Genomic DNA, 16,538 nt, shown 5'->3' on the forward strand with positions numbered 1-16,538 from the left:
CTTGAAGCCTTCAATAACGGCTACCAATTCCAGGATTATCCGGTGGCAGCTTGCTATGTCGTTGGGTAGTTCCATTGAAACACAAAAATAAACTATTTTTCAATGCCCGATAACAATTTTGGAATCAGGCTAACCAGTTACCTAAATTCTTTTTTTATGCCCATCGTGACCATAACTGGCGCCAGTCAAGGACTTGGAGCAGCCACTGCGTATGCATTTGCGCAAGAACCCAATGCCAAGCTGACCTTATTGGCACGTAACAAAATAAAATTAGATGCGGTTGCCCAAGCCTGCCGTGCGTTTGGGTGCGAAGCCGAGGCAATCGTCTGTGACGTGACGAATGAGGCAGAGGTACAAGAAGTTGCACAGTTTGTTTTGCAACGCTGGGGAGCAACCGATGTTTTAATCAATAATGCTGGATTATTTTTGCCTGGGCCGCTATTAGAAACTTCTTCCAAGGACTTTGAGCAACAGGTATTGGTTAATCTGACCAGTGCCTTTTATGTAACACAAGCCTTTTTGCCTGCCATGCAGGTCCAAAAACGGGGACACCTCTTTTTTATGGCCTCTATCGCTTCCCTACGGGCATATCCGGGTGGAGGCGCATACACCGCTGCCAAACATGGGCTTTTGGGATTGGCACGGGCATTTAGGGAAGAAACCAAGTCAGTAGGTATCAGGGTTACCACGCTCATGCCCGGCGCTACCCTCACACCCAGTTGGGACGGAGTGGATTTGCCAGAAGAGCGGTTTATGCGCCCCGAAGACATTGCCCAAACCATACGTAACATATGGCATTTATCGGACCGCTCAGTGGTCGAAGAGGTCATCCTTCGCCCCCAGTTAGGAGACATTTAATCTAGCTCTTCTTATTTTCACGCCCACGGAATATCTACAATTTCATAACATATGGCTGTCTCTTACCTCAAGTTCCTTATATAAAGCCCCTCTCCGAACACGTTTTTATTGCCTGGATAAATGGCTGCTGTGTGCCATAACATAATGCCTTCGGTATTGGAATGCCTCACCCTACAGTAGCGTACTCCAAAAGTATGGGTATATTTTGTTCCTGAAAACGCTTGCAATTCTGTCATAAGGTCTTAACTTGATACCTCCCTTCCCCATCCTGTTCATCCACTTAGCGTTGTTGAAAGATGTCAATCGTTCTTGGAAGTCCGGAAAAGCCTTATCGTGTTGCCATCATTGGGGCTGGCCCGGCCGGATTTTATACCGCCATCGAATTGCTTAAAAATACGTCTCACTATCTGTATGTAGATATGTTCGAGCGGCTACCAGCGCCCTTTGGCTTGGTTCGACATGGGGTAGCACCAGACCACCTGTCCATCAAAAACGTGACCAGTAAGTATTCCGCCATTTTTAGGTCAGACCGAGTACGGCTTTTTGGAAACGTCCATTATGGGAAAGACCTTTTTCATGAAGACCTGCGACATCTTTATGATGCGGTGGTCTATACTGTTGGTGCCCAGGCAGACCGCCAAATGGGTATTCCAGGCGAGTTCTTACCAGGAAGTTTATCTGCAACTGAATTTGTGGCTTGGTATAATGGCCACCCAGATTTCGTGTCCTTAAACCCGAATTTATCTGTTCCGTCGGTAGCAGTCATTGGAATGGGGAATGTTGCGTTAGATGTTGCCCGAATTCTGGCAAAATCTGGCGATGAGCTGCATCCAAGCGATATGGCTGAACATGCCCTAAACGCCCTAAGGGCCAGTCAGATTCGGGATATTTATATTCTTGGACGACGCGGGCCGATTCAGGCAAAATGGACCCTACCAGAACTGAAGGAAATGGAACATCTGGAAGTAGCCGATTTGGTGGTACAACAAGATGCAATGCTCTTGGATGCCCACAGCGAAAAAGAACGGATTACAGATAGGATCGCCGCCAAAAACTTTGCCCAACTTCAGGTATATGCGGCAAGACCCCTTGAAAATAAACTCCGAAGGGTACACTTTCGCTTTTGGGCCTCGCCCGTCGAGATTTGTGAAACCAATGGCTGGGCTTCGTGTTTGCGGGTAGAACAAACGCGCTTAGACGAAGCAGGAAAATTACGCGGAACGGGTCTCTTTGAAACCATTCCAGTGGGGATGGTCTTGCGTTCAGTCGGATATAAAGGTGTTGCCTTACCTGGCTTACCTTTTGATGAAGCCAATGGGGTGATCCCCAACCAAAAAGGCCGTATTTATAACCCAGAAACAGGACACTTTATTCCGCATGAATATGTGGCGGGTTGGATAAAACGAGGCGCAACGGGGGTTATTGGTACCAACAAAATGTGTGGCGTAGAGACGGCTCATTCTGTATTGGAAGACCTTCGCCAAGCCGCACAACGCGCCTATTCCCAAGAAGATGTCGCTGCATTGCTCCATCGCCGGAAAACTAAATTTCTTACGTTTAACGACTGGGAAATATTAGACGAGCACGAGAAAGAACAAGGCACTGCATCCGGACGGCCCCGTATTAAGGTTGTCGAGGCCGAAAAGGCATTAAAAATTGCCTCACGACGGAAGGGTGTGTGAGACACGAGTCGTTTCTATGGCCAGAAAGACTCCTTGTGCGGACGATGTATTTGTGTTCAAGAATTGAATGGGATGAACAGACACGTCCTCCTTTCCCCACTCATCCCGTTTTTTTGAAGGCGTCTCATAAAAAAAAGTGCAACGCAGGGTGTCTAAGTTGCACTTGTAGGTATTTGATTCCGTCTTAATAAAGCGTTATGGCCTGACCTCAGAGCGCTTTGGGGCCAATGACGCCATGTTTTTTGCCCACCTTTTCGAAAGCTGACAAAATAAAGTCCAAATCTTCGTTGGTATGCGAGGCCATATACGAAGTCCGCATCAGCGATTGCCCCGGAGGAACAGCGGGCGGAATGACCGCATTCACAAAAACGCCTTCCTCAAGCAAATCAGTCCAAAACTGGAAGCACGTCCACATATCACCCACAACTACTGGAATGACAGGCGATTGGCTTTTCCATACATTAAAGCCAAGTTCGGCAAAGCCTTTCCGCATATAATCTGAAATCTCCCAAAGACGATCCAAACGCCAGGTTTCTGTCTCCAAGATTTCGAGACACTTCAGCACCGTAGCCACGTTTGCAGGTGGCATAGAGGCACTAAAAATATGCGTGGAAGACGTATGCCGGATATATTCGATTACATCATAATCGCCCACACAAAAACCACCCAGCGAGGCGAAACTCTTCGAGAAGGTTCCTGTAGTAAGATGGCATTTATCTTCCAAATTAAAATAGGCCGCCGAGCCACGCCCACCCTCTCCAATCACCCCAAAAGCGTGGGCATCGTCTAATAAAAGGGCTGCCCCAAATTCCTCGGCCAGTGCAGCCAATTCTGGCACTTTTGCCACCGATCCACTCATGGAGAAAACACCGTCCGAGACAATGAGTTTGCCCACATGAGGATGCTCCTCACTCACCCGCTCTAATAACCGCCGCAGGTGCTTCATGTCATTGTGGTTGAACCGTTTTGTTTCTGCAAGCGAGACTTGTTGTCCAGCTACGATGCAGGCGTGATTGTCTTTATCGGAAAAAATAAAATCGCCTTTACTTGCCAAACTGGACAAAACGCCCTGATTGGTCATATACCCTGTAGAGTATAACACACAGGCCTCTTTGTTCATGTAGCGGGCCAATTTTTCTTCCAATTCAATATGGATGTCTAACGTTCCATTCAGAAAACGGCTACCCGTACACCCCGTCCCATATTTGTCTATGGCTTCTTTGGCTGCTGTTTTCACGCGAGGATCGGAGGTGAGTCCCAAATAATTATTGGAGCCTGCCATAATGATTTCGCGGCCATTTATCACGGCACGTGCGCCTTCGTTCCGTTGAATAGGACGAAAATAGGGGTATAAACCCGCACCTGTAACACGGGCATAATCGCCATCAGGGTCAAAAAAACGTTCCGCCTTTTTAAAAAGCGAGATATCATTACGGTTTCTTTGGGCAGCAAATTGGGCGTGCTTTTGCGTATCGGCCATAGCAAACTTCTAATGCAAAGGTGGGAAAGGAGGATACAAGAACATGAAATATAATGTGTTTCCACAATTAAGTTAATGACTTAATCAGGAAGAACGGACGAAGGCCATGGAATACAAGTTATGTACAGACCTTAAAATCTTCGGGACAAGGACAATATGGGCGTTCCAGAGATCGGCAGGAACGAAAGCGAAGGTTGGATTTCCGCCACATCAAAATCTTTGAGTTGGGCACTAATATAGGCCTCGGCAGTTGCCAGTGCCCACACGCCGGCCACCGACAAAATAGCAAATCCTGAATTTCGATAGTGGTAGTCTCGTACTTGTTTGAGCGGTGTTGAAGCAATGGGGCGTCCTTGTGCAATGGCGTCATAAGACGATTGCCACACGAGATAATCTGATTTGGTGGGGGTAAGACCTGCTGCAACCCGCTCTACATTGAGTTGATAGGCATGTGCCCTAAAATAGGAGCGGTACTGTCGGATAAAGTACACTGTAAACCCCGTAGCAGTTGTTACACCCGCCCAGACCACCGGAACCTTCCAGCGTTCGCGGTTATAGTATTGCCCTCCCCCCGGCAGGATGGCCCAACGTAACGTCATACGGGGGTTGGGAATCCATCTGGCTGAATCGGGCACGGCCATTCCCGATGCTGTCGGTGGTTCTATGTGCAATGAATCGGGCGTTTGCCCATGTAGCAGCGGTATCAAAGACACCCACAAAAACCAATATACAGAAAAGCAACGGAAAGGCATAAGGCGCTTATTTGTTCATGAGCAAGTCCATGATGCGCTCTAAATCATCTTGCGAGTAGTAGGCAATTTCTACACGTCCGGTTCCATCTTGTCGGTGTTTAATATCCACTTTTGTGCTCATATAAGTGCGCAAGCGATTGGTAAACTCATTTACCTGAAGTTCATCCACACTGGGTATGGCCGATGTCTCTGGTTCTTCTTCGGCTTCTTTCAGTTTTCGGAGATAGGCTCGGACGCGGTCTTCGGTATTTCGGACAGAAAGTGCCTGATCCTGAATCAACTTGAGGAAAGCCGCTTGCACCTGCGCATCGGGCAGCGGTAAAAGGGCACGTGCATGACCATTGGAGAGGGAACCATCGCGCAATGCGGCCTGAACTGTAGGTGGGAGTTTAAGAAGGCGTAGAAAATTGGTGATCGTAGAACGGTCTTTGCCCACTTTTTCGGCCACTTGTTCTTGTGTAAGACCACACTCCTCCATCAGACGGTTGTACCCCAGTGCCACATCAATCGGATTGAGGTCTTCGCGCTGCACGTTTTCCACAATGGCCATTTCCAGCATCGCCTCGGAGTCGGCCTCACGGATATAAGCAGGAATTTTGGATAAGCCCGCCCGCCGGGATGCCCGCCAGCGGCGTTCCCCAGAGATTAGTTCATACCCCTCGCCGTCTCCACCAGCCCGTACAGTAATCGGCTGAATAATGCCTAATTGCCGGATGGAAGAGGCCAGGTCTTCTAATGCCTGCTCGTCGAAGTCGCGGCGTGGTTGATAGGGATTGGGCCGAATCTGACTAATTTCGATCTCGGCCACGCGGCCCAAGGCCCGCGACTTGTCGTCGTATCGGTATAAGTGGGCTGCAACCGGGTTTTCGGCACCGGAAAGGACCTCATTACCGACAGGAGCATTTGGAAGGAGGGCGTTTAACCCCTTGCCAAGGGCTGGTTTCTTTGCCATAAAACTGAAAAGGATCGCGTTACGAGGTTACAAAGAGCCGCATCTTATGCTTCAGGCTCTTGGGCGGAGTGCTCGGCTGCTTTTGGGGTTGTTTTCCCCGCTGATGCCGTAAACTGGGCTAAGTTATTTTGGATAATTTCCTTTGATACCGCCATATAGTTTCGGGTCCCAATACTGGTTGCATCATATAAGATAACAGGTTTTCCAAAACTGGGCGCTTCCGAAATTCGGACATTTCGATGAATCATGGTGGTAAAAACCTTGTCTCCGAAGTAGCGCCGTACTTCCGAAGCCACTTGATTCGAGAGTCGGAGACGGGCATCAAACATCGTCAGCAAGACCCCTTCGATTTCGAGGGCCGGATTCAGGTTTTGGCGAACTAATTTGATGGTATTCAACAACTGACCCAATCCTTCTAAGGCAAAATACTCGGACTGTACCGGGATAATCACTGAATTTGAACCTGTCAAAGCATTCAGCGTGAGTAATCCCAACGAAGGCGGACAATCTATAATAATAAACTGGTATTGGGTTCGGAGTTGTTTGAGGGCTTTCAACAGCACATGCTCCCGCTCCGGCAAATCTATCATTTCCAATTCGGCCCCTACCAAGTTAATATGACTTGGAACCAGGTCTAAATGCGGCATCTCGGTTTGGAGCACCACTTCCTGCATCGGCACATTTCCAACCAGCACTTCATAAACCGATGTAGGGACTTCGCGCGGATTAACACCCAATGCCGAAGTAGAGTTTGCCTGCGGGTCCATATCAATCAGCACGGTTGCAAATTCCATGGCAGCCAATGACGAGGCAATATTAACCGCAGACGTTGTTTTCCCTACGCCGCCCTTTTGATTGGCGATGGCAATAACTTTTCCCATATGTGCTGTGCGTCTAAGGGTTTGAAAGTATCAAGATACTGTATCCCGAGGGTTTAAGCCTAATAAGTTTTTTTAGAACATCCGTAGCTTAATGGGCTTATGTGGTTTAGGTGTTCCTTAATGGCTTTTAACAAAACCACTTATTTCATTCTTCAAGGAGTATGCCAAAACAGTCCGCATCTTTCCAGGCCAGAACCATGCCTCAAGACTTTTCCATAATGAACCTTCATACTCCCTAAGCCTTTTTTTATTGGGAGTTTCACGCCAATTTGCCTTAGCTTTTTTTATAGTGGGTACACTTGAAAGATCTCTGCCTTTATCAAAAAAACCATGACCCACTTTAATCCCCTTGTAGAAGCCATGCGCCCCTCGGCCACTCTCGCGATGACGGCTATGGCCAACCAACTTCGTCAACAAGGCATTCCCGTTATTGGCCTTAGTGCTGGTGAGCCTGACTTCCCGACGCCACAACCCATCGTAAGCGCCGCAATGGAAGCACTTAGTGGAGGACGTGGCTTTACCTACACGGATAATACAGGGCTTTTGGCATTGCGGCGAGAAATTTCTATAAAGCTTAAAAATCACAACTACTTAGAGTATAGTCCTAACGAAATTATCTGCTCCAATGGTGGTAAACAGTCGGTTGCTCAAGCTTTAATGGTTCTTTGCCGCCCTGGCGACGAGGTTTTGATTCCTGCCCCGTATTGGGTGAGCTACCCCGAAATGACCGTTCTGGCTGGTGGTACACCCGTCCCCATGCCCACTTCGGTTATGACCGAATACCGCATCACCCCCAATCAGTTGGAAGCCGCCATCACTCAGCATACCCGTGTTTTAATCTTGTGTTCGCCCTCTAATCCAACTGGATCCGTTTATTCTCCTGAAGAACTGAAAGCCGTAGCCGATGTTTTGAGCAAATATCCTAATGTTTGGGTTATTTCGGACGAATTGTATGAACACGTCATTTTTGATGCCAAGCACATAAGTTTCGCCTCGTTGAAGGGGATGAAGGAGCGCACGATTACCATTAATGGATTTTCCAAGGCCTATGCGATGACGGGCTGGCGCCTAGGATATGCAGCAGGACCTTTAGATGTAGTCAAGGCAATGGATAAAGTACAGAGCCAAACCACTTCTAACCCCAGCCACCTGAGTCAACTGGCCGGAATCGCAGCCCTGCAAATGGATTTTGAGCCCATTGCACAAATGGTACGAGCTTTCCGCGAACGCCGCGATACCGTCTTGGCCTTGTTAAATGATATAGATGGGATTAAATGCCCTAAACCGGAGGGTGCTTTTTACCTTTTTCCAGATGTTTCTTCGTTCTTTGGCAAAACAGCACCAGACGGCAACTTGATTCAGACAGCAGAGGAACTTGCGCTCTACCTACTCCGTGAAGCCCATGTGGCAACGGTTGCAGGAGAAGGATTTGGAGATCCGAATGGGTTACGTATTTCTTACGCCACTTCCTTAGATAAATTGGTTGAAGCATGCCACCGGATGAAAGTGGCGTTGGATAGGTTGCAGTAATCATCTTTGTTGATTCATTGCATCTTGTTTACGTTTGTTTAATAGAAAGTAACCGATACTCGTTTTTTGTATCGGTTTTTCTTTGTAGATTTATTTGAACCCATCCTCTAAATCACAAGGCATATGCCACATCACGACCCCGAAGCGATTCTGCAAAAATACCTCAAACGCCTGATGGACGCCCAGGACAATCCGGCACTTCCGCCCCTCACACAAGCAGACTTAGACCGTGCGGCGCGCGAACTGGGCATTACCGAAGCGCAAAAAACCGCTCTCGAAGCCCGCGCACAGGCGTCTTTGGAGCGATCCCTCAACTTTAAGCAACATAAACTTTGGAACGATGCCATCCGCGAATTACAATTTGTGATCTCGGTACGCCCGTTGGATTTGCGCGTATTATATGAACTTGCCGAGGCACACCGCCAGCGATGGAACCAGATGCAAACCCCCGATGACCGCAAACAAGCCGAAGCACTTGCCCGCCGATGTGTAGAAATAGACCCACACTACCGTCCGGCATATGTAGTACTATCGGCACTTGGGGAGAACACGCCCAAGACCAAACCCAACGAAGCGACCTCGCCTCGGACCTCCCCAAAAGCGACCCCGCACAACCGAAATGCCTTGTGGACGGGCCTGGGCATATTGGGCGTGTTGGCCTTGATACTGTTTTTCTGGCTCGTACCTTCTTCTTCTAAAACCACCCAGAAACCATCAGGCAGTTTATCCATACGCGGCAATGCAAACCACAGCAATCCCAACGAGTTGACCGACGACTTGCAAATTCCAGTTAAAACAGCCTTTGGTACACATGACGTATCATTCGAAGTACACAAATCGGTACTTACGCCCTATGAAGACGCCTTTTCATATGTTTTACGCGGATATCTTTCCTCCAAAACCAAAGAAATGATACAATTTAAGATACAACTAAAAGCCTTAGATGCCACTGGTGCAACCCTATTTACCGAGTTTAAAGAGGTTTTGCCTACCTACGAAACCAATATCCGGCCTGGAGAGGTACTACCCGTGGACTTACTTCATTATAAAGCACAAAAAGCCCCGAAAGTGGATGCTATTCTACTCACCATCGCCGAGGCTGATTTAGAACCCGCACCATCCCAATACCAAGCAGATCAGCCCTTGGCGCTAAAATGGGACATTCCCAAACCTTCGGGCTTTATGGTGGAGACTTTTTTGCGCAATGCCCGCATTACCGGATTTGGAAGTACACGAAATGTTTGGCTGGAGGTGGTCGTTAAAAACAAAGGCCCGCAATCGGTGAGGACATTACAACTGCGGACGGTTTTTTATGATGCTTCAGGATCCGAAATCGGAAGCAAGGAATCTTTCTTTGTCAGCGGTGCTTCCTCGCCCCCCATTCTTGTGGGAGCAACCTTTACGGGTAGCCTGCTTACAGAACTTAAAAAGGGATATACTACCTTTAGCCGTTTCGAGGTTTCGGTAATTGCGTGGGAGTGAGCCAGCGAAAGAGAAAATGCCGTTACAACACCCAAAAAAAGGCCCCAATCTGGAGCCTTTTTCTTTAAAGCTATTCTGGTAGAAATTACATTCCTAAACCTCCGGCGGCCATTGCACCAAATCCGAAAGCACTCACAATAGCACCCACAATAATGCCGCCCAGCACCATATTAATCACAATGGCAACAATGGCCACTACAATCATATAAACAATGGTTTTGTCTTGGGGGTTTTTCATCAGGACGGGCAGACCGAGGTAATACAGATAGATGCCATAAACAGCACCAGCTAAACTCATAATGCCACCAACAGCGGGGATAATGCCAAAAATCTGAGCAACCCAGCCTGCAGTGGAAGCATATACCACCAATTTGGCCGCTTGGTTGTCGTTCTTTTCCCCACCAAAGTTGGGTGCCAAAAGGTTTACGATCATTGACAAGATATACAACATCACAACAGCAACGGCAATTCCTGCGGCAGCCGTAATCATAGATTGCAACCAAGGCGTTTTCACGGTTCCGACGAAGGGAACAGTCACACCAAACACCGAGTTTCCAATAGCACCCGCCAATGCACCCAGCACCAAGAAGGGCAAGGCATAGCCAACAACCAGCGATGCCATATTCGACGATTCGCCGTCAATGACCTCCCATTCGGCTTTGGGGCTGAGAAGAATGTTTTTTGCACGATCTACAAGACTCATGATAAGACCTCCGATAGATAAGGTATAAGTGGGGTGAATGTAAAGAAGACACTAACAGCGTGTTCCTCCTGAAGGTAGGATGTTTATGAACCAAATGCAAAGGTGAGACCCATAAAAATACAATGCACCATGTTTTTTATCCCTAAAACACGACCTCGAAAGCAATCAATCTCAATTTGACACAAAGGCTATTCCCACGCTTCCGGCGTCTCCTCCTGATCGGCTCCGGTCATTTCGGAGGCCCAGCGCCGATCCCACCGCATGACGATCGGCAAACGACGTCCTGTACCAAATGCCTTGCGTGTTACCCGCAAACCCGGCGCGGCCTGTTTTCGTTTAAACTCATTTGCATCTACTTTTCGGAGCATGGCCGAGACCGTATCATAAGGGTATCCGGTTTCATCGGAAATGGTTTCCAACTCTTGCCATTCCTCTATATATCGCCGGAGGATTTCATCCAAGACAGGATATGGCGGCAAGGAATCTTGGTCTTTTTGTCCCGGTCGTAGCTCGGCAGAGGGCGCTTTTTGGATAGTGGACTCCGGAACCACCTCATGACCTGCTTTTTGGTTGATGTAGGAAGCCAGTGCATATACGTCCATTTTAAATACGTCCGATAACACCGCGAGGCCGCCATTCATATCCCCATATAACGTGCAATAGCCCACTGCCATCTCGGATTTATTTCCCGTAGTCAGCAGCAAATGATTGAATTTATTAGACAAAGCCATCAGGGTAGTTCCCCGTACCCGTGCCTGAATATTCTCCTCGGCCACATCCGGCGGATGTCCAGCAAAAACGTCCGCCAGCATCTCGTCGAAGGCCGAGACCGCAGGAACAATGGGAATATGGAGAAACTCAATTCCAGTTGCCCGTGCGAGCGCCTCCGAGTCGGTTACAGAACCAGACGAGGAATATTTGGAAGGCATGGTCACACCCATCACCTTGTCTGCTCCGAGTGCATGAACAGCCAAGGCACATGTAACAGCAGAGTCTATCCCACCAGAAAGGCCGATGAGTGCTTTTTTGAAAAAGCCGGACTTATGAAAATAATCATGGATTCCCAAAACCAAGGCGTCGTGCAAATCTCGGATGCGGTCTGGAGCGGGGGTATGAGCTGTTTCGGGGTGCATGGGCGTCAGTAGTCGCGTTTGGGGATCAAACTCCAAATAAGCCAGTGCCTCCCGAAACCGTGGCAATTCTAAGACCATATTTCCGGCTACATCGAATGCACAAGAGTCCCCGTCAAAGATAATTTCGGTATTGGCTCCTACTTGGTTGACATACAAGAAGGGTCGTTGGTGTTCGCGACAATTCTCAATAATCAGTCGGTCGCGGGTTTGGGATTGGTTGTGCGAGTAGGGCGAGCCACTAATATTGATAAAAATATCTGTACCCGCTGCTGCCAATTCGTCTATCGGATTGCGGTCATAGAGGTGGAATTGCGCCCAAGCCTCATTATTCCACATGTCTTCGCAGATATGAAGCCCCAGACGGATGCCACGCCACACGATGGGCGTACACACATCCGCAGGTTCAAAATAGCGGTATTCATCGAATACGTCGTAAGTAGGAAGCAAGACCTTATACGCCGTTGCCGCTACCTCGCCCTTTTCTAATAAGACGGCTGCATTATAAAGCCGTTTTCCAGTGGTTTTGGGATTTCGGACGGGCGTACCCAAGATGACAGCGATATTGGGTGGCGACTCGCGGGCAATTTGTTGGATGGCGGCGGCACAAGCCTCAATAAACAAAGGGTTATCCAACAAGTCCATCGGAGGATAACCACACAAGACCAGCTCCGAGAAAACCACCAATTCGGACTGGTTTTGGGCGGCCTCCCGGATGACATCCAAAATTTTCTGGACATTTCCGGGCAAATCCCCGACAATCGGGTTGATCTGAGCAAGAGCGATACGCATAATGAGTGGTCAAGATGTAAAATGGCGTTGGAATATACGGTATGAAATTGCGACCCACCAAGTTTCACCCTAGCCCCCTTTTCAAAACCCCTGCCGATGCTTGCATTCCCACCACCCAGCCCTTACCTTTCAGCATATCAACAGCTCCCTTCATCCTTAAACACTTCTTATTATGTCTCTTCGCTGGTTTTGGGGCATTTTTGCGCTGATTGGTTTGCCCTTCATGCTAATTGGTATTTGGTTCGGTTACGATCTCTATCAATTTTCTAAGACCGCCCTCCGTACAGAAGGCGAAGTGGTGGACATGGTCCGTAATGCCAAAGGAAGTACCGCACCTGTGGTGGTTTTCCGCGCAAGAGACGGCCAAACATATGAAGTGATCGGCGACGTTTTTTCTTCTCCTCCCTCTTATTCCATCGGCGAAACAGCTACTATCAAGTACCAACCTGCAAATCCAAACAATGCCCACATTATTGATTGGACCATTTGGTTATTTCCGGGAATTTTTGGAACACTGGGCACCATTTTCACCGCTTTAGGCTTTGGTGGACTTATCTACCATTGGCGGAAGCAAAAAATGGCACGTGTATTACTGCAAAACGGCCAGAAAATTTGGGCCAAGATCGAGCAAATTGCCCCAGACCCAAGTTTCCGCGTGAATGGCCGAAGTCCATATGTCATTTGGGCGCAATGGCAAAACCCCAAAGACCTCAAGGTATATCAATTCCAGAGCGACCACCTTTGGTATAATCCCACTTCCTTTCTCAATGAGAAGACCATTCCGATATATATTAACCCGGAAAACCCGCAAGATTACCATATGGACCTTTCTGCCCTTCCAGCATTCGGTAATTAACCCGGTTTTACCGCCCTCCAAGAGATTGTTTTTATCTTTTATAGAACCACATTGCTTTAACACACTGTTCTTGTTATTTTTACATTTATGAAAGCGCTTTAATTAACGCAGTTACTTCGGACACCCACCATCCGCAGATTATCCCCAAACCCAAAAAAGATCAAACAAAGGAGATGCACATGGTAAAATGCTTTAGACCGCTTTTTGTGTTCCTCGCCCTGCTGCTCGCAGTCGGGACAGGATTTGCGCAGAACGCAACCCTTCAAGGAACTGTAAAAGATGGCGGTGATGGTACGTCGCTCATTGGTGCTACGGTTTCTCTGTTAAAATCCGGAACCAACGACCTCGTTTCCGGGGCCACATCGGACCTTAGCGGTAAATACCGAATTTCTGTCGCTGCTGGGAATTACGATGTATCTGTTACATATGTAGGCTACCGGGCCTTGCGCCAAACGGTTTCGCTTAGGGCCGGACAAACCGTAACATTAGACTTCTCATTGGCCGACGCAGGCAATACACTGAACGAAGTGGTGGTATCCGCTTCGCGCCAGTCGGAGAAAATTTTAGATGCACCGGCTTCTGTTTCGGTGCTGGATGCGCGTGAAGTGCAAAACCAAGCCACACCAAGCGTAGCTGCGATTTTGAGGAACGTAGAAGGGGTGGATATGGCCCAAACGGGTGTTGACCGCTACGAAGTGGTTCTACGTGGTTTTAACAATGCCTTTTCGGGCGCCGCCTATACGCTGATTGATTATCGTCAGGGCGCAATTGCTTCCTTAAATGCCAATGCCTACAGCATGATGCCTATCTCGAACATAGACTTGGAACGGGTAGAAATTGTACGTGGCCCTGGTTCTGCATTGTATGGCCCCGGCGTAGATGCAGGCGTAGTCCATTTTATCACCAAAAACCCTTTCGACCATCAGGGCACAACGGTTTCGCTTGGTGGTGGGCAACAATCTACGGCTGCCGCTGCATGGCGGCACGCAGGTGTAACCTCCAACAACAAATTGGGCTATAAATTTGCTGGCCAATACTCGCAGGCAAAAGACTTCACAATGGACGTTATGGCGCCGCAAGACTTCATTCAGTTGGATACCACAGGAGATAAATTGGTCGTGATAGAAGACGGAAGCAGCCTGAAAGCTTATGCCCTCAACGCAGACCAATCTGCTGTATCCGATGTAACCAGTACTTATACGCAAGCAGCACTCCAAGCCATCCGAGATGTGCCTCGCGACTATGATACCGATAAACTGAACCTAAACGGTATGGTAGAATACAAATTGGGGGGTAAATCGGCCCTGATTGTAAATGGTGGTTACTCGGTCTCTTCTGGTACCTATATGTCCGGTATCGGCAACCTGCAAGCCATTGACTTTGGATATACCTATGGGCAAGTTCGCTTCCAATCGGGCTCCTTCTTTGCGGCAGCCTCTTTGAACCGCAACAACCACGGTGGTTCATACATCATCAACCGTCGCCGTTTAGACAACAATGGCAATGTGGTTTCCGGTTCAGAGGGTACGGTCTATGACCACTCGCAAAAGTGGAATGTGCAGTTGCAAAATGACAGCAAGCCATTGGAAAAACTCCGTCTGATCTATGGTGCAGACATGCAATACACGATCCCCGATACCGACGGAACCATCTATGGCCGCAACGAAGAAAACGATGCCATTATGGAAACGGGCGCCTATGCCCAAGCACAATATGCAGTCTCCCCCAAGTTAGACATTACACTTGCGGCACGTGGAGACTACAACAATGTAATAGATGCATTCGCGGTTTCTCCACGCTTGGCTTTCGTTTTTAAACCTTCCAACACGTCTTCGGTACGCGCCACGTTCAACCAAGCCTTCTCCTCGCCGGGCAACAACTCTATGTTCTTAGACATTCCGGCCAGTCAAACCAGTTTTGGCGCATTCGGTACGGCATTGGTACGCGGACGAGGTGCCTATGAGGGCTTTACGTTTAACCGAAATGCCGCTTATCCAGGTGGCGTAGTAGCTTCCAGTATCTTGCCTTGGAATCGTGGTGCTGACGTTGCAGGCCGTCTGAATTATGGAGAATTATATGGCAACCTGATCTATCCTGGGCTAAATGCAACCCCAAATGCAACCTTGGCCGCCCTCATTAACCAGGCTTTGGGTGCACAAAAAGTAAATGAAGCCACCGTTGGTACCTTGAAACAATTGCTTGCACCCGCAGCAACCCAAGTACAAGGCGGAATAGATGCACTCATGGTGATGATCAACGTCCAGACAGGACAGGCCATTCCGGTCAATGCCGTCACAGACGTAGATCCGCTGAAGCAAACAAAAACCCAAACCATAGAATTGGGTTACAAAGGTATTTTTGGGGGCAAACTGCTTGTAGCCGTAGATGCCTACTACTCCAAAAAGAAAGATTTTGTTGGACCATTGCTCATGCAAACGCCCCTTTTCTTGGCACAAGGCTTTACGAACGACCTTACCGCCCAACTCGCTGCTGCCATCGAAGCAAACCCTCAACTGAAGGGCGCACTTGCGCAATTAGGCATTCCATCTGCACAAGTGGCTGGCTTGGTCGTGGGCTTTGCCAATCAAAACAATGCACTCGCCCGTGTGCCAGTTGCAATCGCACAACCCAAAGAAAACAATCCGGGCGTAGGCAAAATGCCAGAATTGATGCTCTCGTACCGAAACTTTGGAGATGTAAGTTATTGGGGCTTAGATACATCGCTTCGTTTGATCGCCAACGACCAATTAAGCATCTTTGCCAATATGTCTTACACTTCCGACGATTTCTTTGATGAAACAGAAGTGAATGAACCAGGAAGTGGTTTGTATCTGGCGATGAACGCACCGCAAATGAAGGTAAAATTAGGCGGTGACTATAAACTAAAAAGTGGCTTCTCTGCCAATGTGTCTTTCCGGTATAACCAAGGGTTCCCCATTGCTTCCGGTCCTTATTTGGGAGGTTTGCCCAGCCCATACAACAACGACACCAGTAAAATTGACGACGTGGGTGTAGAAGACTATTATCTTTTGGACTTAGGCGCAGGCTATGAATTCAGCAAACGGCTACGCTTAGACGCCTTGGTACAAAATGTGACCGATAACCAAGTTCGTCAGTTCTACGGCGCTCCCGTCGTAGGCCGTTACAGCACCCTTCGCTTAACGTTCGACTTCTAATCCTTCCACAAATATCCAATCCTCTGCGGGCGCATTGCAAAAACAATGTGCCCGTTTTGATTTCGGCACTCCCACAAACTTGGTTACACGAATGTCTCACCGTTTGTGCAGGAAACAGTGGGCTGGTTATTTGTATATTTATTTTACAGGATCGAATCACTGATAAAGCCTCTTTGAGACGGGTAAATGATATGCACGAGCAATACGGAACGAAGCCCATTTTCCGATCCTTTACAGGCGAAATGTGTTCATGGGGTGTGAGAT

At 48.3% G+C, this 16,538-nt stretch carries 12 protein-coding genes; 6 read left to right on the forward strand and 6 right to left on the reverse strand.

Annotation, left to right across the window (positions count from 1 at the left end; all coding sequences use genetic code 11):
* The first annotated feature begins 156 nt into the window (after positions 1-156).
* Together JNN12_14275 and JNN12_14280 are read left to right on the forward strand one after the other, a co-directional pair.
* Positions 157-858 (forward strand): SDR family oxidoreductase, encoded by a 702-nt coding sequence (locus JNN12_14275; protein ID MBL7979501.1) that lies wholly within the window; start codon positions 157-159, stop codon positions 856-858.
* Between the two features lie 296 nt (positions 859-1,154).
* The gene (locus JNN12_14280) at positions 1,155-2,540 is read left to right on the forward strand and encodes an FAD-dependent oxidoreductase (GenBank protein MBL7979502.1); all 1,386 of its coding nucleotides are present in this window, start codon (positions 1,155-1,157) and stop codon (positions 2,538-2,540) included.
* Positions 2,541-2,748: 208 nt separating this feature from the next.
* Here JNN12_14280 and JNN12_14285 read toward each other — a convergent pair whose 3' ends face one another.
* The 4 genes from JNN12_14285 to JNN12_14300 form a co-directional block, all read right to left on the reverse strand.
* Positions 2,749-4,020: an aminotransferase class I/II-fold pyridoxal phosphate-dependent enzyme gene (locus tag JNN12_14285; GenBank protein MBL7979503.1), complete on the reverse strand. Its 1,272-nt coding sequence runs from the start codon at positions 4,018-4,020 to the stop codon at positions 2,749-2,751.
* Between the two features lie 131 nt (positions 4,021-4,151).
* Positions 4,152-4,772 (reverse strand): hypothetical protein, encoded by a 621-nt coding sequence (locus JNN12_14290; protein MBL7979504.1) that lies wholly within the window; start codon positions 4,770-4,772, stop codon positions 4,152-4,154.
* Between the two features lie 7 nt (positions 4,773-4,779).
* Positions 4,780-5,724, reverse strand: coding sequence for a ParB/RepB/Spo0J family partition protein (locus JNN12_14295; protein ID MBL7979505.1), 945 nt, complete (start codon positions 5,722-5,724; stop codon positions 4,780-4,782).
* A 44-nt stretch (positions 5,725-5,768) separates the two neighbouring features.
* Positions 5,769-6,605 (reverse strand): ParA family protein, encoded by an 837-nt coding sequence (locus JNN12_14300; GenBank protein ID MBL7979506.1) that lies wholly within the window; start codon positions 6,603-6,605, stop codon positions 5,769-5,771.
* Positions 6,606-6,989: 384 nt separating this feature from the next.
* On the opposite strand from JNN12_14300, the gene JNN12_14305 reads away from it, so the two are divergent.
* Positions 6,990-8,135: a pyridoxal phosphate-dependent aminotransferase gene (locus JNN12_14305; GenBank protein MBL7979507.1), complete on the forward strand. Its 1,146-nt coding sequence runs from the start codon at positions 6,990-6,992 to the stop codon at positions 8,133-8,135.
* Between the two features lie 123 nt (positions 8,136-8,258).
* Positions 8,259-9,617, forward strand: a complete 1,359-nt coding sequence (locus tag JNN12_14310; protein MBL7979508.1) for a hypothetical protein — start codon at positions 8,259-8,261, stop codon at positions 9,615-9,617.
* Positions 9,618-9,702: 85 nt separating this feature from the next.
* Here JNN12_14310 and JNN12_14315 read toward each other — a convergent pair whose 3' ends face one another.
* Positions 9,703-10,320 (reverse strand): YIP1 family protein, encoded by a 618-nt coding sequence (locus tag JNN12_14315; protein ID MBL7979509.1) that lies wholly within the window; start codon positions 10,318-10,320, stop codon positions 9,703-9,705.
* A 188-nt stretch (positions 10,321-10,508) separates the two neighbouring features.
* Complete coding sequence (locus JNN12_14320) at positions 10,509-12,242, reverse strand: NAD+ synthase (GenBank protein ID MBL7979510.1); 1,734 nt, start codon at positions 12,240-12,242, stop codon at positions 10,509-10,511.
* Between the two features lie 172 nt (positions 12,243-12,414).
* Here JNN12_14320 and JNN12_14325 point away from each other — a divergent pair, with 172 nt between their 5' ends.
* Positions 12,415-13,098, forward strand: a complete 684-nt coding sequence (locus JNN12_14325; protein ID MBL7979511.1) for a DUF3592 domain-containing protein — start codon at positions 12,415-12,417, stop codon at positions 13,096-13,098.
* Between the two features lie 206 nt (positions 13,099-13,304).
* The gene (locus JNN12_14330) at positions 13,305-16,274 is read left to right on the forward strand and encodes a TonB-dependent receptor (protein MBL7979512.1); all 2,970 of its coding nucleotides are present in this window, start codon (positions 13,305-13,307) and stop codon (positions 16,272-16,274) included.
* The last annotated feature ends 264 nt before the right edge of the window (positions 16,275-16,538 follow it).

This window comes from Bacteroidetes Order II. bacterium (genome assembly GCA_016788705.1).
GTDB lineage: Bacteria > Bacteroidota > Rhodothermia > Rhodothermales > UBA2364 > UBA2364.

Bases quoted from the DNA above. Each gene is read 5' to 3' on its own strand.
- JNN12_14275 (MBL7979501.1), top strand. From the start codon at position 157: ATGCCCATCGTGACCATAACTGGCGCCAGTCAAGGACTTGGAGCAGCC.
- JNN12_14280 (MBL7979502.1), top strand. From the start codon at position 1,155: ATGTCAATCGTTCTTGGAAGTCCGGAAAAGCCTTATCGTGTTGCCATC.
- JNN12_14285 (MBL7979503.1), bottom strand. From the start codon at position 4,020: ATGGCCGATACGCAAAAGCACGCCCAATTTGCTGCCCAAAGAAACCGT.
- JNN12_14290 (MBL7979504.1), bottom strand. From the start codon at position 4,772: ATGCCTTTCCGTTGCTTTTCTGTATATTGGTTTTTGTGGGTGTCTTTG.
- JNN12_14295 (MBL7979505.1), bottom strand. From the start codon at position 5,724: ATGGCAAAGAAACCAGCCCTTGGCAAGGGGTTAAACGCCCTCCTTCCA.
- JNN12_14300 (MBL7979506.1), bottom strand. From the start codon at position 6,605: ATGGGAAAAGTTATTGCCATCGCCAATCAAAAGGGCGGCGTAGGGAAA.
- JNN12_14305 (MBL7979507.1), top strand. From the start codon at position 6,990: ATGACGGCTATGGCCAACCAACTTCGTCAACAAGGCATTCCCGTTATT.
- JNN12_14310 (MBL7979508.1), top strand. From the start codon at position 8,259: ATGCCACATCACGACCCCGAAGCGATTCTGCAAAAATACCTCAAACGC.
- JNN12_14315 (MBL7979509.1), bottom strand. From the start codon at position 10,320: ATGAGTCTTGTAGATCGTGCAAAAAACATTCTTCTCAGCCCCAAAGCC.
- JNN12_14320 (MBL7979510.1), bottom strand. From the start codon at position 12,242: ATGCGTATCGCTCTTGCTCAGATCAACCCGATTGTCGGGGATTTGCCC.
- JNN12_14325 (MBL7979511.1), top strand. From the start codon at position 12,415: ATGTCTCTTCGCTGGTTTTGGGGCATTTTTGCGCTGATTGGTTTGCCC.